This window comes from Desulfatibacillum alkenivorans DSM 16219 (assembly GCF_900142135.1).
Taxonomy (GTDB): domain Bacteria; phylum Desulfobacterota; class Desulfobacteria; order Desulfobacterales; family Desulfatibacillaceae; genus Desulfatibacillum; species Desulfatibacillum alkenivorans.
This window is the reverse complement of sequence record NZ_FQZU01000026.1, coordinates 1-20,976: the sequence shown is the minus strand read 5'-3', so window position 1 is coordinate 20,976 and position 20,976 is coordinate 1. Positions and strand designations below refer to the sequence as shown.

The 20,976-nt window shown below is 55.5% G+C and carries 17 protein-coding genes; 8 read left to right on the top strand and 9 right to left on the bottom strand.

Annotated elements, in window-relative coordinates; translation table 11 throughout:
* Window positions 1-99 precede the first annotated feature (99 nt).
* The 7 genes from BUE18_RS18240 (at window position 100) to BUE18_RS18210 (ending at window position 6,734) form a co-directional block, all read left to right on the top strand.
* Window positions 100-1,164 carry a branched-chain amino acid aminotransferase gene (locus BUE18_RS18240; protein WP_073477621.1) on the top strand — a complete coding sequence of 355 codons (1,065 nt, stop codon included), beginning with the start codon at window positions 100-102 and terminating at the stop codon, window positions 1,162-1,164.
* Between the two features lie 251 nt (window positions 1,165-1,415).
* Window positions 1,416-2,438, top strand: a complete 1,023-nt coding sequence (locus BUE18_RS18235; protein ID WP_244549338.1) for a tRNA dihydrouridine synthase — start codon at window positions 1,416-1,418, stop codon at window positions 2,436-2,438.
* 209 nt (window positions 2,439-2,647) lie between these two features.
* Window positions 2,648-3,040, top strand: a complete 393-nt coding sequence (gene hypA, locus BUE18_RS18230) for a hydrogenase maturation nickel metallochaperone HypA (protein ID WP_073477620.1) — start codon at window positions 2,648-2,650, stop codon at window positions 3,038-3,040.
* Between the two features lie 14 nt (window positions 3,041-3,054).
* Entirely contained in the window at window positions 3,055-3,723 is a 669-nt protein-coding gene (gene hypB / locus BUE18_RS18225) for a hydrogenase nickel incorporation protein HypB (RefSeq protein ID WP_073477619.1), read from the top strand.
* Window positions 3,724-3,854: 131 nt separating this feature from the next.
* A complete protein-coding gene (locus tag BUE18_RS18220) occupies window positions 3,855-4,850 on the top strand; it encodes an ATP-binding protein (protein ID WP_073477618.1) in 996 nt (331 codons plus the stop codon).
* Window positions 4,851-5,045: 195 nt separating this feature from the next.
* Complete coding sequence (locus BUE18_RS18215; protein ID WP_073477617.1) at window positions 5,046-5,963, top strand: restriction endonuclease; 918 nt, start codon at window positions 5,046-5,048, stop codon at window positions 5,961-5,963.
* A 63-nt stretch (window positions 5,964-6,026) separates the two neighbouring features.
* The gene (locus BUE18_RS18210; RefSeq protein ID WP_073477616.1) at window positions 6,027-6,734 is read left to right on the top strand and encodes a transposase; all 708 of its coding nucleotides are present in this window, start codon (window positions 6,027-6,029) and stop codon (window positions 6,732-6,734) included.
* A 211-nt stretch (window positions 6,735-6,945) separates the two neighbouring features.
* On the opposite strand, the gene BUE18_RS18205 is transcribed toward BUE18_RS18210, so the two are convergent.
* The 6 genes from BUE18_RS18205 to BUE18_RS18180 all read right to left on the bottom strand — a co-directional run bounded on the left by BUE18_RS18205 (window position 6,946) and on the right by BUE18_RS18180 (window position 13,054).
* Window positions 6,946-8,394 (bottom strand): TrkH family potassium uptake protein, encoded by a 1,449-nt coding sequence (locus tag BUE18_RS18205; protein WP_073477615.1) that lies wholly within the window; start codon window positions 8,392-8,394, stop codon window positions 6,946-6,948.
* Window positions 8,395-8,534: 140 nt separating this feature from the next.
* Complete coding sequence (gene trkA / locus BUE18_RS18200) at window positions 8,535-9,899, bottom strand: Trk system potassium transporter TrkA (RefSeq protein WP_073477614.1); 1,365 nt, start codon at window positions 9,897-9,899, stop codon at window positions 8,535-8,537.
* A gap of 63 nt (window positions 9,900-9,962) precedes the next feature.
* Entirely contained in the window at window positions 9,963-10,721 is a 759-nt protein-coding gene (locus BUE18_RS18195) for an energy-coupling factor transporter transmembrane component T family protein (RefSeq protein ID WP_073477613.1), read from the bottom strand.
* Complete coding sequence (locus BUE18_RS18190) at window positions 10,709-11,464, bottom strand: energy-coupling factor ABC transporter ATP-binding protein (protein WP_073477612.1); 756 nt, start codon at window positions 11,462-11,464, stop codon at window positions 10,709-10,711. The genes BUE18_RS18195 and BUE18_RS18190 overlap by 13 nt, the downstream gene beginning before the upstream one ends.
* Window position 11,465: 1 nt before the next feature.
* The gene (locus BUE18_RS18185; RefSeq protein ID WP_073477611.1) at window positions 11,466-12,074 is read right to left on the bottom strand and encodes a biotin transporter BioY; all 609 of its coding nucleotides are present in this window, start codon (window positions 12,072-12,074) and stop codon (window positions 11,466-11,468) included.
* Window positions 12,075-12,115: 41 nt separating this feature from the next.
* Window positions 12,116-13,054: a biotin--[acetyl-CoA-carboxylase] ligase gene (locus BUE18_RS18180; protein ID WP_073477674.1), complete on the bottom strand. Its 939-nt coding sequence runs from the start codon at window positions 13,052-13,054 to the stop codon at window positions 12,116-12,118.
* Window positions 13,055-13,144: 90 nt separating this feature from the next.
* Here BUE18_RS18180 and BUE18_RS27585 point away from each other — a divergent pair, with 90 nt between their 5' ends.
* On the top strand, window positions 13,145-13,471 hold the full coding sequence (locus BUE18_RS27585) for a hypothetical protein (RefSeq protein ID WP_170868403.1): 327 nt from the start codon (window positions 13,145-13,147) through the stop codon (window positions 13,469-13,471).
* 919 nt (window positions 13,472-14,390) lie between these two features.
* On the opposite strand, the gene BUE18_RS18165 is transcribed toward BUE18_RS27585, so the two are convergent.
* From BUE18_RS18165 to BUE18_RS28020, 3 genes are all read right to left on the bottom strand, one after another.
* Window positions 14,391-14,894 carry a cyclic nucleotide-binding domain-containing protein gene (locus tag BUE18_RS18165; protein ID WP_170868402.1) on the bottom strand — a complete coding sequence of 168 codons (504 nt, stop codon included), beginning with the start codon at window positions 14,892-14,894 and terminating at the stop codon, window positions 14,391-14,393.
* A 122-nt stretch (window positions 14,895-15,016) separates the two neighbouring features.
* A complete protein-coding gene (locus BUE18_RS18160) occupies window positions 15,017-16,459 on the bottom strand; it encodes a HEAT repeat domain-containing protein (protein ID WP_073477609.1) in 1,443 nt (480 codons plus the stop codon).
* 407 nt (window positions 16,460-16,866) lie between these two features.
* The coding region (locus tag BUE18_RS28020) for a beta strand repeat-containing protein (protein WP_170868401.1) at window positions 16,867-20,976 on the bottom strand (4,110 nt) is incomplete at its 5' end.

The window sequence follows — 20,976 nt, the reverse complement described above, 5'->3', positions numbered from 1 at the left end:
GTACAGGTTTATTTTTCCCCAAAAATCGGGTTGTCAAATCGCTGAAATGGGTTTATGAAATAAGATTATTTCACTTTACTTGTCCCTAAGGAGGAGACGATGGCAATCAAGGTCACTAAGGCATCCAATTTGAAACCCCACCCTGCTGACGACCAGCTGGGATTCGGGAAGATTTTCACTGACCACATGTTCAACATGGACTATGCCGAGGGTAAAGGCTGGTTTGATCCCAGGATTGAACCTTATGCGGCTTTATCCTGCGACCCCGCCATGCTGGTATTTCATTACGGCCAGGCGATTTTTGAGGGACTTAAAGCGTACAGGACTCCCAAAGGAAAGGTTCAGCTTTTCAGGCCCCAGGCCAACTTCGCAAGATTCAACCGCTCGGCTTCCATGCTGTGCATTCCCAATTTTGATGAAGCCGAAGCCCTGGACCATCTAAGGCAGCTGATCTCCGTGGAAAAAGACTGGGTTCCCAGTTCTCCCGGCACCAGCTTGTACATCCGGCCCACCATCATTGCAACGGACAACTATCTGGGCGTGGCTGCATCCCAGACTTACCGCTTTTTCACCATTCTTTCTCCGGTGGGCGCCTACTACGCAGAAGGCTTCGCCCCCATCAAGATTTTGGTGACCACCGAGCATGTGCGCGCCTCCCGCCAAGGCATCGGCGAAGCCAAGACGGCCGCAAACTATGCCGCCAGCCTGCTGGCGGGCCACAAGGCCGCCAAAGCCGGTTACACCCAGGTGCTCTGGCTGGACGCCGTGGAAAGAAAGTACGTGGAGGAAGTGGGCTCCATGAACATCTTCTTCGTCATTGACGGCGAAGTGGTCACCCCGGAACTGAACGGCAGCATCCTACCCGGCATCACCAGGGATTCCGTCCTGACCATGGCCAGGCATTGGGGACTGCCCGTTTCCGAACGGCACATCTCCATCGAGGAAATCTTCGAAGCCAATGAAGCCGGCAAGCTGGAAGAATGCTTCGGCACCGGAACCGCCGCGGTCATCTCCCCGGTCGGCGAACTGCGTTACGACGAAAGGGTCATCACCATTCGCAACAACGAAGTGGGCCCCTTGTCTCAAAAGCTGTACGACGCCATCACCGGCATCCAGTTCGGCGAAAAGGAAGATCCCTTTGGCTGGATCGTGCCCGTGGATTAACAACCCGACATTTTCAAAGGTCCCATACGCGGGGAAAGCCGGACGCATCAAACGGCTTTCCCCGTTTTTTTCCTATTGGGAAGGGCAAACACAGAATCAAGCGCACCCGTAAAAGAATGCGGCGGGAAGAGTTAGGGGGACATGACCTTATCTCTGCGGAAACCATGAATTCCCCAAGCAAATAGGCGAGATAAGGATCGTGCACCCTTAACTCCAAGCACGACGTCCCCCATGCTCAATTGAAGGCGGCTTTGAATACTAACCTCCAAGAATTCTTAAACTCCCCCCTGGCCATTGGGGGAAAAACCATCGCCAACCGCCTGGTTTTGGCGCCCATGGCCGGGCTGACCCATATCGCCTTTCGAGAGGTCCTGGCCCTGTACGGAGGATACGGCCTTTTGTATACGGGCATGGCGGGCGCCAAGAGCGTTCCCCACGAGAATCCCAAGGTTTCCACGGTCTTCTCATGGAGGGAGGAAGAGTTGGAGCACACGGTCTGCCAGATTTTCGGATCCGTACCGGAAACCATGGCCCAAGCGGCGCAACGCATCGAGGCGGAGGGCTTTTTCGGCGTGGACATCAATTGCGGCTGTTCGGCCAGAGCCATTTGCCGGTACGGCTCGGGCGCGGCCCTGCTGGCCAAACCGGACCTGGCGGCCCAGGTGGTGAGAGCGGTCCGCAAGGCGGTCAATATTCCCGTCATCGTGAAATTCCGCACCGGCTGGAAGGACGATCCCGCCCATGCCGTCTCCATGGCCCGCCTTTTTCGCGACGAAGGCGCGGACGCGCTGATTTTCCATCCCCGGGTTGCGCCGGACCTGCGCACCCGCCCCCCCAAATGGGAGTATATCGGGCTGGTCAAGGACGCCGTGGAGGTTCCGGTTTTCGGCAACGGCAATGTGATCAGCCTGGACGACGCCGCAAAAATGCTCTCCATGAGCGGCTGCGACGGCGTGGCTTTAGGCCGCATCGCCCTGGCCCAGCCCTGGATCATGGCCCAGTGGTCCCAAGGCATGGCGCCGGCCCTGGACGACTACAAGACAGCGGGAACGGCCATGGCCTCCTTTTGCGCCAAACGTTTCGAGCCGCGAACCGCTTTTCTCCGATTCATGAAATTTTCCCCCTATTACTGCGCAAACTTCCAGTTCGGCCACGCCTTGCATAAAAGGCTCTTCGCCGCCAAGGAGATTGACAATATAATCCCGGTCTTGGAAGATTTTTTCCAGTCCGCCCCCCCTTTGAACAAGCGGCCCACTCCCGGCCTATTTGTTTAAAAAGCAGAGTCTTAACCCCCGGCCCCCCATGGCGCCGCTTGACAAGGCCCGGCCCTTGCTGTCATTTTACGTATTGCAATTTTCAACCACATGGCTATATTATAGAGCAAACGTTCGTTTTTTCATCCCGGAATGCCACGCAAAGGCGGGGGGCTGGCTGGCTCGGGACCTTACCCCCTCTCCCAATCCCCGCATCGGAAAATAATCATATGCATGAAATGGGTATCGCCCTGCAGATTGCGGAAATCGCCAAATCCGCCATCCCCAAGACTCCCGCCGACCTGAAAGTGAAAGCCGTCAACCTGAGGGTGGGCAAGCTGACGGCCATTGTGCCGGACAGCCTGCGCTTCTGCTTTGAAATTGTGGCAAAGGACACGCCCTTGGCGGGAGCGGAGCTTAACATCGAGGAAATTCCAATCGTTGCGGTCTGTAAGGAGTGTTATACGGAGACCATTATAACGGATGCAGATTTTTCGTGCGAAAAATGTAAAAGCGGCAAACTGGATATCATTTCAGGCAGGGAACTGACCGTCAGCTCCATTGAGGTGGCGGATCCTGGAGAAATGGAACAGGCCCAAAAGAAATCCAAAAAGAAAAAATAAGCAAAGGAGCAACCATGGAAATACCAGTCGTACGCAAAGTCCTGGACGTCAATGACACAATGGCCCAGGAAAACAGGGATTATTTCACCCAGCAGGGCGTGTATGTCTTTAATCTCATGAGTTCTCCGGGGTCGGGCAAGACCACCCTGCTGACTAAAGTGCTGCAAAAATTGGCGCCCGAAATCAAAGCTGCGGTGATCGTAGGGGACGTGTGCACCACCAACGATGCGGACCGTCTTTCCGTCACCGGCGCGCCTGTGGTTCAGATCACCACCGACGATTTCGGGGGGGACTGCCATCTGGCCGCTCATGTCATCAAGAGCGCCGCCAAAGAGTTGGATCTCTCGGAAATCGACCTGCTGATCGTAGAAAACATAGGCAACCTGGTTTGCCCGGCCGAGTTTGAGATCGGCGAGGACTCCCGGGGCGTGGTCCTTTCCATCACGGAAGGCGAAGACAAACCCCTCAAGTACCCCTTGATGTTCCGGGTTTGCAACGTCGCCATCCTCAATAAAATGGACTTGGTCCCCTACCTGGAGGTGGACGCGGACCTGGCCGTGAAAAATATGCTGACCGTGCATCCTGAAATGCCTGTGTTCAAGACCAGCGCCACCAAGGATACCGGCCTGGATGAATTCGTCGACTGGCTGAAGGGAGAGGTGAACAAGAAGTTCGGCAAGTAACGAATCCTGAAGCATGCTTTGGAGCGAGTTACGGAAAGCCGCAGCCGAACTGCGCAGCATACTTCTGCTCTTGAGCAAGACAGCTCCATATCGCCCGGCCCATACCATCATAACGAGTCCAAGGAGGATTTATGGGAAAGACCGTCTACGAGCAATTCGCAGAAAAGATAATGATCCCGGGATCAGGGATCGTCCCCCGGCTTATCGCCATGATGACCACGGAGCAGGAAGCGGAAATGCTCCTGTCCATGCCCGCCACAGCCCAGGAGTTGGCGGACAAGTTTTCCATGGATCTTTCCGCCGTGGAAGACAAAATGGTGGACTTCTTCAAAAAAGGCCTGGTTTTCAAGTCCTATAAGCCCCAGGGAATCGTCTACCGCATGCCCCGGGAAGTCATGCAGTTCCACGACGCCACCATTCTATGGCACGGCGCCACCCAGGAGTATTACGACCTGTGGCAGAAGTTCATGGAGGAGGAATGGCCGGAATACACCAAGATGGTGGAAAAATTCATGCCCCGGCCCTTTTCCAGAATCATTCCGGTGGAGCAGTCTTTAAATCCCAAGTCCCAGATCCTGGCCTATGAAAGCTGCAAGGACCTGATCGAAGACAGCGAAGACATTGCGGTGACCAAGTGCACGTGCCGCGTCATCGCCCACAAATGCGACAGCCCCGTGGAAGTCTGCCTCCAGCTTGGAAAATCCGCCCGATACGCCCTGGAAAGGGAGACGGGCCGAAAAGTCTCCAAGCAGGAAGCCCTGGACATCATCAAGCAAACCGAGGAAGCCGGGCTCATCCACGTGACCATGAACCGGGCCGAAAACATGCACTTTATCTGCAACTGCTGCGGCTGCTGCTGCATGGCCATGCCCATGATGGTGGAATACGGCCGGGCCATGAACGACCCCAGCCGGTTTTGCGCGGTGATCGACGAGGACGCCTGCGAAGAATGCGAATTGTGCCTGGAGCGATGCGTGTTCAAAGCCATTGAAATGGACGAAGACAAAGGCGCCGCCGTAGTGGATCCGGACCGTTGCATGGGCTGCGGAGTGTGCCAGGTAACCTGCCCGGCCGACGCCATCGTCCTGGACGAGGTCCGGGAAAAGGAATTCATTCCCATGACCTAAGGGCGGTTTTTCCATCTCAACGTAAACCACAAAGGGGAAAGCCTGGATGGAAAGGCTTTCCCCTTTTGTCTTGTTGCTTGCTCGCCTATGCCTGCCCCTACTATTCAAATCTTATGTCATTGATAATTCTTAGATTAGCTGATACTGAAATGAAATAATCTTCATTGCCCATAATTTAAGCAAGGGGGTGCATTCATGTCTGTTCCTGACTTTCAGTCTTTCTTCAAGCCGCTTCTGGAGTTTGCTTCTGATGGAGCTGAACACTCAATGAAGGAAGCCAGGGAAGCAATGAAAGAGTACTTTTCCTTAGACAGCGAGGACTTGTCTGAGCTTCTGCCAAGCGGACGGCAAAGAAAATTTGATAACCGCATCGCTTGGGCGAAGAGCTACTTCGTACAAGCCAAAGTCTTTGAGGCCACAAAATGGGCTCATTTTAAAATTACCGATAGAGGCAGGGAACTGCGCCAGCAAGGGCACGACCGGATTGATATCAAAGTGCTTAATCAATATCCGGAGTTTGTTGAGTTTCATTCTGCCAATTTATCCAAACCAAAAGACAATGAAACTGAAAAAAATGGGAAAGCAGCTATTTCTGAAACGCCCGAGGAAATTTTGGCCAATGCATACAAGGATATTCGAAAGGAGTTGGCTTCTGAAATACTTGATATCCTGAAGACTAATTCGCCCCAGTTTTTTGAAAAGTTGGTCGTTGACCTCATGATTGCATTAGGATACGGCGGTTCCTTGGAAGATGCCGGCAAATCAGTGGGGCAAAGCCACGATGGCGGCATCGATGGAATTATCAAAGAAGACCGCCTTGGCCTTGATGCCATATATCTCCAAGCCAAGCGTTGGGAAGGAACGGTTGGCAGACCTGAAATTCAAAAATTTGTCGGAGCACTGATTGGAAAGCGGGGAAAAAAGGGGGTTTTTATAACAACAGCAGTCTTCTCTAAAGACGCTGTTGAGTATTCTCAAAATATCGATTCAAAAGTCGTTCTCATTGACGGGCGACAACTAGCTGAATTCATGATTGACTTCAACATCGGAACTTCAGTAAAAACCGCATATGAAATAAAAACAATTGACTCGGACTATTTTAACGAAGATTAATTTAATATCTGATATCAAGCGGTTTTAGCACTTCAACATTGACAGTTTGTTGGAGAAACAACCATGGACAATCCCCAACAAAGAGGCAAGTTCCGCTCCTTACGCCTTAAGAGATATGATTATTCTCGTCCAGGCGCCTATTTTGTCACGATTTGCGAGAGGACTCGAAAGAACCTTTTTGGGCGCATTTTAAAAAGTAAAATGGCGCTAAACAGGAACGGAGAGATAGTACAACAAATTTGGGATGCCCTGCCCGACCGTTTCCAAAATTTGCGTTTAGATACTTTCGTGATTATGCCCAATCATGTGCATGGATTTTTAATATTTCCAGGGCAAGTATACACCACGAATGCCGAAAATCCGACAAATGAAAAGAATTATATTGACGATATGTCTCAGCCCTGTTCTGCTGTGAACAAAGATTTTCGAGACAATGTAGGCGCAGGGCTTGCCCTGCATAGTGGAAAGGCTTGCCTTTCCGAAAAAGACTCCACCGAATATGCCTCCTCGCCTGGAGGAACAACTATCAAATCAACTCAGGGCGCCAACCAAAGGTACTCATTGGGTGATGTTGTTCGCGTTTTTAAATCCATCTCTACGTTGGATATCAATCGCTTTTTGAAAAAATCCGGCCCAGTTTGGCAGCGCAATTATTATGAGCACGTCATCAGAAATCCTCAATCCTTAAATGCCGCCAGGGAGTACATCCGAAACAATCCGAAAAACTGGAAGCACGATAAGGAAAATCCTGGACGCCATGAAAAAATTTGATTCATCAATCCCTAAATAGTTTCAGGCGACGGATAGTTACGCGGAGGCAACAATCTCCGCCAAGAGCAGGGCAAGCCCTGCGGCTACATTGCGTTTGGAAGAGTTTCACCCTCTATGGCATTCATCGGCGTGGTGAAAACACTCGGTGTTCAAGCGCGCCCGTCCCTTGATTTCGCCCCTCGTTTTGCAGCATTCAAATCATGTTTAACCCCTACTTCCTCCAAAACTCGGGGACGAACAGGATGATGACCGTGTAGATTTCCAGGCGGCCCAGGAGCATGCACCAAACCAAAAGCCATTTGCCGGCCAGAGGGATGTTTGCGAAATTGTCCATGGGCCCGACGCCTCCGATCCCGGGGCCTATGTTGCCGATGGTGGCGGCCACGGCGGCCATGGAGGTCACCAGGTCCACGCCCATGCCCGCAAGCACCAGGGCCGAAATAGCGAACAAGCCCATGTACAAAACGAAAAAGGCGCACACGCTGTGAAGCACATCCTCGGGCACCACCCTGCCCCCCAGCTTGACCGGGATGACGGCCCGGGGGTGGATCATGCGGAACAACTCCCGGTAGCAGTATTTAAAAAGCAGCATGACCCGCAGGCACTTGATGCCGCCGCCGGTGGACCCTGCCGAGGCGCCCACCACCATGCAAAACATAATGAGAAGCTGGCTCAAGGCCGGCCATAGCTCGTAATCGGCCGTGGCGTACCCGGTGGTGGTTATGATGGAGGAAACCTGAAAGGCCGAAGCCCGTATGGATTCGTTCAGGCTGGTGAATATCTTCCCGTGGATGTTCAGGGTGATTACGGCAACCAGCACGAATACAAGGCCCAGGAAAAACCGGCATTCGGGATCTTTCCACAGGGCCATGGGCTTGCCCCGCAATAACTGAAAGTGTAAGGAAAAGTTAATGCCCGCTATGATCATGAAAATAATGATCACCCACTCAAAATAAGGGCTGTGATACTGCCCCACGGAGGTGTTCAGCGTGGAAAAGCCGCCCGTGGGCATGGTGGTGAAGGCGTGGCAAACCGAGTCGAAAACGCTCATGCCTCCCACAAACAACAGCACGGCCTCCAAAACCGTAAACAAGGCGTAAACCTGCCACAGGATGACCGCCGTGTCGCGGATGCGGGGCTTTAACTTGTCGGGAACCGGCGTGGGCACTTCAGCTTTATATAACTGCATACCGCCAACGCCCAAAAAGGGCAGGATGGCGACGGACAGCACAATAATGCCCATGCCGCCCAGCCACTGGATCATGCTGCGCCACATCAAAAGCCCTTTGGGCACGCCTTCGATGTCGGACAACACGGAGGATCCGGTGGTTGTGAAACCGGACACGGATTCGAACACTGCGTCCGTAAACCCCAAAAAAGACGTGGAAAAATAAAAAGGCAGGGCGCCGGCTACGCCAACGGCGGCCCAGCCGAGAGCCACAATGGCCATGCCTTCCCTATGGCTTAGGGATTCCTGTTGTTTGGCAGGAGCCGCCAGATAAATCATGGCGCCCACCAGAAGCGTGATCCCCATGCCTTTGGCCAGGGGAATGATGCTCTGGTCCTGATAATACAGGCCGACCAGCATGGGCAACGCCATGGCCAGCCCGCAAAAAACAAGCAAAATTCCTACAACCGAAAATGTGTGGCCCCATCTCATATCATAATCCTAATTCTGATCGGCGCAGACCATATCAAACCTCAAGGGACGCGATCCTTACCTCAAGCGTCATTACTGATAATTTCAACAACTATTCCTGAGATAAGGCCATGTCCCCGAAATTCCACGAGTCCTGTTGGTTAAAAGAACTCAAGCTTGACGGCCATGGCCTTTTCGATTTTTGGAATGGCTTGTTGGGAGCATAACAGAATGATCCGGTCCGCAGGCTGAATCACGCTGTCCCCCCTGGGGATGATCACCTCGTTATCCCTTATGATGGAGATAACCAGCGCGCCCTTTGGAAAGCTGATGCTCTTTAAAGGCTTTCCCACAATCTCCGCGGTTTCAAGAGCTTCGGCCTCCAAAACCTCGGCGCGCTCCCCTTTGAGGGATACGGAGGACAGCACCTTACCCCGCCGGACATGCCCTAAAATCGTGTTGATTGCCGACAGCCTGGAGCTTATGACATGCTCGATCCCAATAGCCGTGGTCAAGGGAAAGTATCCGAATTTGTTAATCCTTGTGACGGCAATGGGCACTCCCATGCGTTTGGCGAGCAGGGAGGTGAGGATATTGGTTTCTTCGTCTCCGGTCACGGTGATGACCACGTCCATATCCTCGATGTTTTCCTCGGCCAGCAAGCCCTGGTCCGTGCCGTCCCCGTTGAGCACAACCACGTTATTCAGGGCTTCGGCCAGCCGGTTGCACCGCTGCGGATCGTCTTCCACGATTTTCACATACACGCCGTTTTGCGCCAAAGCCCTGGCCAGACGCATGCCAATGCGGCCTCCGCCCACAATAAAGGCCCGCTTCACAGTGCGGGATTCCTTGCCGAAAAGTTTGAGGGCCGTGTGCAGGTTGGCGTCGTCCGTTACAAAGTACACCAGGTCTCCCCGCAAAAGGGAGTCCCGGCCCGTGGGGACGATCAACTCCTCATCCCGGACAATAGCGGCGATGAGCAGATGAAAGTCTCCGGTCACCTCACGCAATTTGGTCAAACGCATGTTGGATAAAGGAGACAGTTCGTCCAGGCGCACTCCGATCAGCTTGATGGCGCCGTCGGAAAACTCCGCCACGTCCTCGGCCCCCGGAACCTCTAATAGCCTCTGAACCGTACGCACCAATTCCACTTCCGGGTTGATCACCGTGTCAATATGCGGAGGATCGTCCTTTAAGCGGTCCGTAAAATCGGTGTAATCCGAATCCCGGATGCGTATGAGCTTGCGGGTGGCTGGGGAGAGAAGATCGCAAACCAGGCAGGAAACCAGGTTGGTTTCGTCCGAATCAGTGACGGCCAGCAATATGTCGCTTTGGGAAATCCCCGCCTCCCGAAGCACTTCCGGACTGCTGCCCGATCCTTCAAAAACCTGGACGTCCAGTTGCTCTGAAACCCTTTTCAACGCCTTGGGGTCTTTATCTATGACGACCACGTCCTTGTTTTCCGTGGCCAAACGGCTTGCAATATGAAAACCGACTTCCCCCGCGCCTACAATAAGGATCTTCACGCATTCCTCCCTGTTCCGGTTATGGTGAGTAAAAGGCTTTGTAGTACAGGTTTTGGGCGGGTGTCAATCCAAGACGCGCAATCCGGCGCACAGGCTAAAAAGCAGGAGCAAGTAAAGCCAGTCGGTTTTCCGGGCGTGCAGTCCGCGGGACGTGGGATTAGGGCCGAAATTCCGGGACACAAGGGCCAGGGTAAGGTCCTGAGCCCGGGTGAAGGTGCGCTCCATCAAAGGGGGAATCAAACGGGTGATGCGATATACCGGATTTTTCCTGTTTTCCAGGCCGCGGGACCTTTGCGCCTCCTTGATGGAATCCGCCTCGTCCAGAATGATGGGGATGAAACGCATCATCAAAGTCAGCATCATGGCCGCCCGGGCGCCGTCCATGAACGGGATGGGCTTGAAATACCACCTGACCGCGGAAAAAACCCCGCTCGTCCGGGTGGCGCCCGTAAAAACCGCACTGGCGATCAAAACCACGAACAAACGCCAGCTGATAAGCAGGCCGTCCTCCAGTCCGTTGACCGAAAACCAGGGAATTGCGCCGTTAAAAACAGCCGGTCCCGGCGTGACGGCGCCTCGAACCAGGATGATTCCCACGAGAAAAAGGAGGAACACCTGGGCGTTTCGGATCATGGTAAAAGCGGGAATCTTGCCGGCGATCGCGGCGAAGGCCGCTATAAAAAACAGCCCCAAGGCGGCGTAAGGGCCGCATTGCACCGTGGCCAGGCTCAAAACGACAAGCGCCGCCAGCTTGAACCTGGGGTCCATCCTGTGAACGGCCGTGGCGCCCGGCGTGTATACAAAAAGATTTACTCCAGCCACGAATCGACCTCCCGGCCGAATAGCGAGGCGCAAGGCCTTCGCACGCCGTATTTTTCCAGATCCGGGGCCGCCTCCTCCAAAGAGCAATCCAGGGCCAGGCGACCATTATCCATGACCAAGATGCGTCCCGCGTGGGCGGCGACCTTTTCAATATCATGGGTGGCCACGATGATGGTTTTGCCCAACCCGTGTAAATTCACCATTTGCTGCAGCACCTGCTTCACCCCCGGATAATCCAGGTTGGAAAACGGCTCGTCAAACACGATCACCCGGGACTCCATGGCCAGCACTCCGGCAACCGCCGTCCGCTGTTTTTCCCCTCCGGAAAGCAAATAAGGCCGGCGGTCGCCCATATGGCCCATGCCCACGGCTTCCAAAGACGCCTTCACCCTTTTGTTGATCTCCTCCTCGGGAAGGCCCAGGTTTTCCGGCCCGAAAGCCACGTCGTCCGCCACGGTCTCCCCCACGATCTGGTTTCTCACATCCGAAAAAACCATCCCCACAACCTGACGGGCTTGAACGGGGTTCTTTCTGGTGGAAACGCCGGCCACAAGCACCTCTCCTTCGGAAGGAAGGGACAAGGCGTTCATGTGCCGGAGAAGCGTGGTCTTGCCCGAACCGTTCTTTCCGCACAGGATGATGAATTCTCCCGGCGCCGCCCTGAATGACACCCCGGACAAGCCCCTTGTTCCTCCGGCAAAGGTGTGGGTGACCTTTTTAAACTCAAGGACTGACTCGGCCATGCTATTCATCCGATTTAAAACGCCGCAGCATATTTCTGATCCCAACGATCAAAGAGGCGTTGGCGGCGATTTTTATAACATCCCCTATAAGAAAGGGCGCCATGCCCACCGCCCAGGCCTTTCCCCACGAAAAACCGGCCATGCTCTTTAATCGGGACACGCCGATGGCGTATACCAGCGCCGACCCCAGGACCATGGCGAGCACGTCATAAACCATGGCCTTGGTCACAGCCCCCGCCGCAGGATTGTCGTGATAATTTTTTCCCTGGCCGGAAATAAGCCCGATAAGAACAACCGCGGGCAAGTACGCAAAAAGATAGCCCCCGGTGGGCCCCATAAACTGCACCAGCCCGGCCCCGCCTCCGGAAAAAACCGGCATGCCCAATATGCCCGCCAGCATATATATCCCCACGGAGGCGGCGCCCCACCAAGGCCCCAGTATAAGCCCGGCCATCATGACGAACATGTTCTGCAATACAATGGGCACGGGCCCTACGGGAATGGCGATGTATGCGCCGACGGCCATCAGGGCCGCCATCAGGGCGCCCAGGACCATGTTCCGGATTTGCGTGAATGAAAAGGCGTTTTCTTCGCCGATATTTTCGTTCATATTTAATAACCCTTTATTGCCTGCATTAAAATTGAGGCGCCTTAACTTTCCTGCGCCTCCCCCGACTGATAAAAGCAGTCCCCATGAAAAACCTCCTCCAACGCACCGTCCGCCAACTCCACGATCAGCGATCCCTGGGAGTTTACATCCACGGCTCGGCCTTCCAGCACTTCCCGGGTAGTCTGAATCCTCACCGGGCGGCCGATGGTGGAAGTATACTGCTTCCACTGCGCGATTACGTCTTCGCCCTTGTTCTCAAGTCGTTCTTCCATATTATCAAGAAAACCGGTCAGTATTTTCCTCCGGGGAAACTCCCGCCCCAGCAAATCGCGGATGGAAACCGCATTGGGCTCCGCTTTGGAAGGATTGTTGTTGACGTTAACGCCGATCCCCAAATTCACGTACTGGACGAACTCATCCTGCGTCGCCATTTCCGACAGCATGCCGTTCAGCTTTTTCTCGCCCACCAGGATGTCGTTGGGCCACTTTACCGTTGCGTTGATGCCTGTCAAATTCCTGACCACCTGCGCCAGGCTGACGGAGGCTGTAAACAAGACTTTATAAACTTGGTTGATGGGAAAAGAAGGCCTTAGAATTACAGTAAAATAAAGTCCTCCATCCTGGGAGTCCCATACCCGATTCAACCTTCCGCGCCCTTTTGTCTGCCTTTGCGCGACCACCGTGGTCATATGAGGGCAGCCGCTTTCCGCCAGGTCCCTGGCAATTGTCATGGTGGACGTTGCTTCTTCATAAAAATGAATCAGCGGCTCCCTTTCCCCAAATTCCCAGGGATACAAAAAATCCCCTTCGTCCTCCAGGGTGTACCCCGTAGAACCCGCAGTGATGGAATAGCCCCGCTCCCGAAGTCCATTAATATGCTTATGCACGGACACGCGCGATACGCCCAGGTCCTGACTGATCTTTTCTCCGGACAAGGGAGTTGTCGCCTCTTTTAACAAACCGATAATTTTTGCTTTCATAAAGATCCTCGTATAGGGCTGCAGGGGCCTTTTATCGTGGGGCGGGGCCTTTTCGTTAACCACTATGCTTATACCTATTAACGATCTGAAATGCAACTTGTGAAATATTTCTTTTGCCACAAGTTTTGTCAAAAAGGCGCCACAGTGATGTGCCATTTGTCCTGGCAGACAGGATTATGCCCTGTTTTGCGGGATAAGGGGGCAAAGGAATTTTTTCACAATCGGACCGGCCCCGGCAAAACGCGCGAAAACACTTCATTTTTATTTTTATTAAAAAAAACATCAGTTTTGGAATTGATTTTGCAAGTAAAAGAAGCGACAGCAAAAAGAGACAAAATCGGCTTCCCCCTTGGGCGCCCTTGCCACACAACCCTCAAACGTAGAAGTGTTTTAGCTTTTGATGTTCTTTTTTTGTAATCCGCCTCTTTAGGCCTAACCCCCCGCACCGGGAAAGTGTTCGTAGGAAAGGATGATTATGAGAAACCTTGACTGCCCATACTACAACACATGCCTCACTAGCGCCGCCAAGCATAATCTTCCCGATTGGGACTGTGGTCCTTGCCCTAACAGGGATGTGAAGTGTGAAAGGGAAGAACCTGATATGGTCGCCTACCATATCTTATTGCGGGCGATTTTCGACCCAGAACAATATGCCATGTACTTGGGCTCCAAGCCCATGCACAAGCCCAGACAAAAAGCTGTTGCCAGTCAACAAATGGCGTCGATGTAAAAATGCGGCGCCAAAGGGATCCTTCCTGACGCTTGCCGGGCAAGCAGAAGGAAATCCCTACACCCCTCGTGTACATGCAAGGTTCCCCGGGCTGCGGGATGCAGCCCACATGAAGTTGTCCTGTATTATCCCGATGCCATCCACTTAAAATTGGTTGATTTTGGGGTGCAATATAGCAAAAGGAGACGTGCGCCTCGGCCTCGCCCCATATAACAAAACCCCGAACCTCGTGTTGTGTGGGGTCCAACAGGCGTTTCGGGGTTCTGTATAAATTGGAAACCCAATCCTCCGGGAGGCTGGAGGATCTTGACATATTGTTCGGAGAGCCTGGCGGAAAACTTTAGGATTGATCGGGCGCCCTGTTTGGAGCCGTTGCATAGGGCATAAAATAGAAAAAGCCCCCGAAACCAGGCTGGGGGAACCAGTAACCTGCCTCAGGGGCTTCCCAAAAGGGGATGGGGACGGTCTGCGCTGTTAAGTTTGACACCGGATCAGGTTGGTAGCGCTTCCCGTTTTCCGAGTGCATAATAACCCTATTTTTTCACTTACGGCAATGAAACGCTTCACAGTGAATATAGGATAAAATTCACAAATAATACAGGCAATTCACAATAAGGGCAGCATATGCTGAACGAGATTAGCCGATGTTTTCCGCAAGTTCATGGATAAAACCCGCGCAATGCCCTTCAGCAGCTTGATCCCTATTTCAGGATTCTCCGTCACCACCCTATGGAATTGGCTTCTGGTCATGGTTATTAATTGACTTGGCTTCCGGGCAATCACCGTGGCCGAACGGGGAAAATCATCTATAACCGCCATCTCCCCAATGGAGCTGCCTTGAGGCAGGCTGGTAAGCTCGGCGAACTTGCCGCCCTCCAGGGATTTCACGACGGCCAACAGGCCTTCCGCCACAAAACAGACAAAATCGCCTTTGTCGCCCTCTCTAAAAACCGTTTCTCCCGCCTCGACGGTCAACAACAGGGTTTGCTTGGACACCGCCAACATTTGCTCGTGCGTCAAATCTTCAAACATGGGGATCACGGATAAACACTCCAAAATATCCTGACTTGCCATGCTGTTAAACCCTGCTCCAAAATCATTATTTTGCATTGCATTCGCCTCCTTGCCAAGCCGTTGATGCAAAAGGCTTACCAGCTTTGCAAAAAAAACGAACGATAAACGGCGGCCCGCCATGAAATCAGCCCAGACTGTGCGCCTTTTTTTCGCAATTCTTAAGACACTTCTTCCCAATAGGCTTTAGCCCCCGCCCTTTTGAAGGCGGCCACCATTTTTTCCGCGGTTTCCCGGTTTACGCCCTTTTTAACCACGCGCGGCTTGCCCGAAAAAAAGCCCTCCACTTTAGCGGCGTCCACCTTGTAGAGCTTGGCAATGCCCTGCTTTACCTCGTCCAGGGTTTTGCCCTCAATAAGCTCGCCTTTGTAAAGGACATTGTATGCAGACGGCGCAGGCGCGGGTTCTTCAACCAGAATCTCAGGCTCCGGTTGAGGCGGCGCAGGAGCGGCCTCTACCGGGGCTGGGGCCTCCTCTTTATCCTCTTTCGCCGGTTTGCCTTCAGCGGCTTCTCTGCGCGCTTCAATGGCTTTGGCAGGCGCCTCGATTCCGCTGGGATCAAAGGTCAATTCCACGCCAAATCCTTTGCAGCCGGGGTTGTGGCCCTTCGCAAAAGAGCCGGCTGAGGCATTGGTGAGTTCTCCCAAGTCCAAGGGCGTCCCCGATTCAAAGCTCTCTTCCACCTTGCCGAGCAGACCCTGGGTGTACTCAGTGGCTAAAGGGCCGCAGGTGTGGCAGTTCAACCTGACAGCGCCCGACAAGAGCTTGAATATCTCCTGAGGATCCAAAAGAGGATAACGCTCTTTCAATTCCTTGAAAAAGCCTTCCATGATCAAAGGAATTTGCGGCATGGGCGTGGTGATGGCGCTTTTTGCCCCCAAGGCTTTGACCACAAAGTCGTGCAGCGCCTCATTAGAAAGCGCCTTGCCCATTTCAGCGTCCTTGCCTTTGGAAGCATCGCTGCGATCGTCGCCTTCCTTCTTCGGCTCGTAGTCGGGAACGGCTTCCGGGCCCGCAATGGAGACAATCATATCATCCGCCGCCTCAAAAAGGCTGTTGATGACGTCCAATTCCGCCCAAGTGGGAAAAATCTCGTTTCTGGCCAGAATATAAATGTTCTTCCTGAATTTCTTCCTGGAGTACGGCGCCAGACCCTGCCTTGCAGCCGCGTCCAGGTCCTCCTCCCTGTCAGGATTGAGCTGGGACCAAATGGAAAGGGCCGCACCCAAAAAGCCTTCCGGTTCGGCCTTCATGGTGGTCATGGGCATGTCCCCAACCATTTTCATGGTCGTGGAGTTGCGGTCCTCATTAAAAAATTCCTCGATAAAGCGGACTTTCAGTCCCTGCCTGTAAGCCAGGATTGCCTTTAGCGCCCGGGCGGCTTGCTTGCCCGGAACCGGCAGGCTGGACAGCGCCTCCATGGCGGCGTCCTGCACTTTGGGATCCTCCAACGCCGTGAGCAACGGCTCAAAAGCCTCTGCCTTTTTCATGCGCCCCAAAGAAAGCGCAGCCTCCCGCCGCACTTTAGGCGTTATCCATATTTTCCACTTAGGCGGATTAAGATCGGCAATGAGTTTTTCTACATTGATCTTTTTATTGGCCATGACAAGTCACTCCTTGACTGGGAACCGTTATATGCAACCAACAGGACGTTGATCGGAGTTGCTAACCGGGAATGAATCGAAGTAATTCATAATCCTAAGCATAACATATGTCAATGAAATCAGCAAGAAAAGCCGATGTTTTACATAGGCTGGCGATGTGAATGACTTCACCTGCAGGATGTGAAAACATGCACCATTTCCTGCAAATAGAAATCCCAACGGCGCAATCCATAATATTAACAAGGTTTATGCCTGCTTGATTAAACAGGGCCGCTCCGGTTTGAAGCCCATTCCATAAACAGGCGTGGAAGCAAAGGAGCCCCAGGCGGGGGTCCGCCTGGGGCTCATGGAGTTAAAAGGGGTGAACCAGGTCCCTGGAGAGCGAGCCCCAAGGACCTGGGTTGATGTTATTCGTCGTCTTCCGGGGTGATGCCCTTGCCTTCGATCATGAACAGGTCGTCGAACGGAGCAAAGACGGAGTCGCCGAACACGTCCAGCTGCAGGACGTAAGGCCAGATCTCGTTGCCGATCACCGCCTGGTTCTGGGCGATGCCCTGGAAGTACCAGTCCGTGAACTGATTCACGCCGTCCACAACTCCGCCCACGCCCGGAGCTGCGCCAGGCTCTTCGGAGTTGAACAGCACCAGGCCCGGGATTCTTTCGTCCGGGTACAGGGCGTACACGTCGCGGCCCTGGAGGTTGGCGGACAGCCAGCCGTCGTCCAGGCCTCCGGCCTCGATGAACAAGGCGCCGGTCACGTCCACATCAATGGGCAGTTCAAAGACGCCGATGGTGCCGTTGGTGGCCTCCAGGTAAGCCCAGGGAGCCGAGATCACCGTGGTGGTGTCCACATCCAGGTTCAGGATGGATCCGCTGGTGACGATCCAGATCTTTTCCGAGGCCGCCACGTCGCCTATGAACACGTTGCCGTAGGTGTTGTCCAGCGGGGTGTTGTCCACGTTCCGCAGGTACACGTGGCCGTAGTCGGTCCGGACTTCCACGAAGTCCACATCCACTTCCATGCCGTAGGTGTTCAGGCCCTGCTGGAAGAAGTTGATATTGCCGTTGCCCGTGGTCAGGCTGTTCACAACCACCCGGCTGTCGGCTTCGTTCCACAGGATGACGTCGCCTATCATGGTGTCCGCCGTGATGAAGTCCGCCTCGGTTTCCAGGGCGGCGTTCATGCCGATGCCAAGGCCTGCGTTCAGGTCCATGGTCGTGGCCGTGATGTCGATGTCCAGGAACGCATCCGGTTCCGCCTGCAGGTCGTCGATGAACCCGGCCGCCGTGATGCTCACCGTATCGCCCAGGGCCGTGATGCCGCCCGCGGCCGTGCCGATGAGGATGTCGCCGTTAGGCGTGGTGTTGGTGATGGTGATGTCGCCGTCGCCCGCGGCTGCTCCGCCGGCCGCGGCCAGGTTCACGGTCAGGTCCGTGGTTCCGGTGTAACCCTCTTTGGAGTACTGATCAAAGTTGATGTCTCCGGAGCCCGTGGTCAGGGACGTGATGGTCACCATGGCCGGGGTGGACGCTTCGTTATCCAGGTCGATGGCGCCTCCTGTGGTGTCCGCCTCGATGGTGTTGGTGATCTCCATCTCGATGGCTTCCGAGCTTCCGATGCCGTCCTCCGCGTTCAGGTCCACGTTGGCTGCGAAGATGTCCGCATCCAGTTCGTCGACTACGTCGTCGATGCCGCCCGACCCCGCCGCCGTGATGGTCACGTCGTTGCCGATGGCCGAGACCACGCCCAAGGTGATGTCGCCATCGGTGTTGATGATGGTGATGTCGCCGTTGTCGGTCCGGGCCAGGGTCACCAGCAGGTTGCCGGCGGCCGTGCTTTCATAATTGATGTCGCCCGAAGCCGTGGTCAGGCTGTTCACCGTCACGGGGCCCGCAGCGCTGTTGTTCAGGTCAATGGCGCCCGTATCCGTGTCCGCGTCCACCGAGGTGGTCGTGGCCAGGTTGATGGGCGTCCCTGCGCCGATGCCCGTGTCCGCATCCAGGTCCACGGTGGGCGTGGTGATCAGGGCGGCGCCGGTTCCGTCAATGGCGCCGTCCGAGTCGATGGTCACCGAGGTCAGGCCGGTCACCGTGTTCACCCAGATGTCGCCGTTCAAGCCGTTCTCCACGTACACGTCGTCATCGCTGGTCACCTGGGTCAGGATGATGCCGTCGGTTTCGTGGATGGTTACGTCGCCCACCGCCTGGATGTCCGCGGATTTCACCGTGGTGTCCACGTTGGCGTAGCCGGTGATGGCGCCGCCCGCGTCGTTGTCAATGATCAGGGCGGAGCCCGCTGCGATATCCGTGCCCGAGTTTCCGTCGTTCTGGACGCTGCCGTTGGGCAGGTGCAGGCTGACGTTGGTCGCTGCGTCGATCTCGTTCACGATGATGTCGCCGGCGTTCAGCAGGGTCACGTCCACGCTGCCCGCGGAGTCGATGTCCCTGAGGGTCACATCGTCCAACTCCTCGATGACCACGTTGCCGGCCGCGCCGCCATTGGCGTCGATGATATTGCCGACAGTGTCTATATCAATGCCGTTGGTGGCCGTGACGTCAATGATGTTGCCTGTGATGTCGCCCGCGCCGGCCACCCAGCCGATGGTGTTAATGGTTACGTCGCCCAGCGAACCCGCGTTGATGAACTGATCCACGGAGAGGTTGCCGGCCGTGTCGATGTCTATGTTGTAGCCGTTGGAGTCGATGCCGCTCACGCCGTTCACCGTACCCACGGTCAGGCCCGTTGCTGCATCGTCGTCAATGGCCACCGTACCGGTCGTATCCACCGCGATCTCAGTCATGGCGTTGCCGGGCTGAGCCAGGCTTACCGCGCCGCCGGCCGTCACTTCCACGCCCACGTCCGTGGTCACCATGCCGCCGGTCTGGTTCACGCCGCCGGATGCGTGCAGCATGATGCTGCCGCTGGCGCCGGTCACGTCATTGCCCAGGATGATATCCCGGTCCGGACCGTTGGTGGTCAGGGTGATGGTCCCGGGGCCGTCCGCGTCCAGCACGCCCACGGTCAGGAGGTCGCCGTTGGCCGTGGTGATCACGATGGAGCCGGAGTTGGCCGTGTCAAATCCGTTGGCGCCCACCGTCAGGTCGGTCTCTTCACGGATGGTCACGTTGTTCACCACGTTGGCGCCCGCGGCATGAGCCGTGTGCACCTCGGTGTCCAGGTTCACGTCGCCATTGGCGTTGGCGTCAACCACCAGGATGCCGGCGAACACGTCTCTTGTGCCCGTTCCCGTGCTGTCCCAGATGTCGCCCGAAGCGTTCAGGTTCACCGTATCGCCGGCCGCTTCCACGTACCGCACGTCCAGGCTTCCGCCCGCCGTCAGGGTCACGTTCTGGCCGGTTCCCTGAGCCCGTACGTCCATGGCGATCAGGTTGTCCCCGTCAACATACGTGATGTCGCCGTTCTGGGTCTCGGCGTACAGGGTGTCCACGTTATTGCCGCCGCCGTCCAGGATGTCCCCGTCCTCGAGGATGGTCACATCCAGGGTTCCGCCGGTGGTGTTTTGGATCGTCACGGTGTCTGCTTCGTCGATGAACGCAACGCCGGCTGCGCTGAAGGTAGCGACTATCGTGTCGGCGTCCGTGTTCAGGTCAATGGAGCCCGTGGCGTCCGCGTCCACCAGGGAGGCGGTCACAACAGCCCCGTCCACCGTGGTGATGTTTCCGCCAAGCGCGCTCAGGTCGGCCGTGCCGCCGCCCGCCGTGATGTCTGCGTTCACGTTCAGGCTGGCCGCTGCGTCCAGGGTGACGTCGCCCTTGGCCGTGATCACGCCGGACAGGCCCTGATCCACGCCGTCAACCGCGCCCACCGTCAGGTCGCCGCTGGTTCCGTCGATTTCAATATCGCCGCCGGCCAGCACCGCCAGGGTTACGCCGTTGTTACCCAGATCGATGTTCGTGACGCTGCCCGCCGCTTCCAGGGCAACCTCAGGAGAGGTGATCACGCCGCCCGTGATATTGCCGCCGGATTCGATGGCCGCCCGGGTCGTTGCATCCACGCTAACCACGGTCACAGTGCTTCCGGCCGTGATCTCCGCGTCGCCGCCCGAGACCACGTTGGTCAGGGTGACGCCGTCGGTTTCTCTCACAGTCACGTCGCCCGTGGCCTCGATGTCCACCGAGCCCACCGTGGTTTCCACGGTCACGTCGCCGGACACCGCGCCTGCGGAAGGTCCGTCAACGGTCAGGACCGTGCCCGTGATCAGGGTGGAGGGATCGCCGTCGTCCAGCACGTCGCCCGCGCCGCCCAGGGTCAGGTCCACTGTGGTCGCCGCCGTGATGGTCCCGACGGTCACGTCGCCCGCGCCCTTGGTGGTCACGTCCACCGTGCCGGCCGGAGCCGTCACGCTGAACAGGTACACGTCGTTGGTTTCTTCTATTATAATGTTGCCGGCGGGGGTGGTCGCGTTGATCACGTCCGCCGTGGTGTCCATGTCAATGCCCGTAGCCGCGGTTGCGTCCACCAGGAAGCCCGTCACCATGCCGGCGCCCGCGATGGA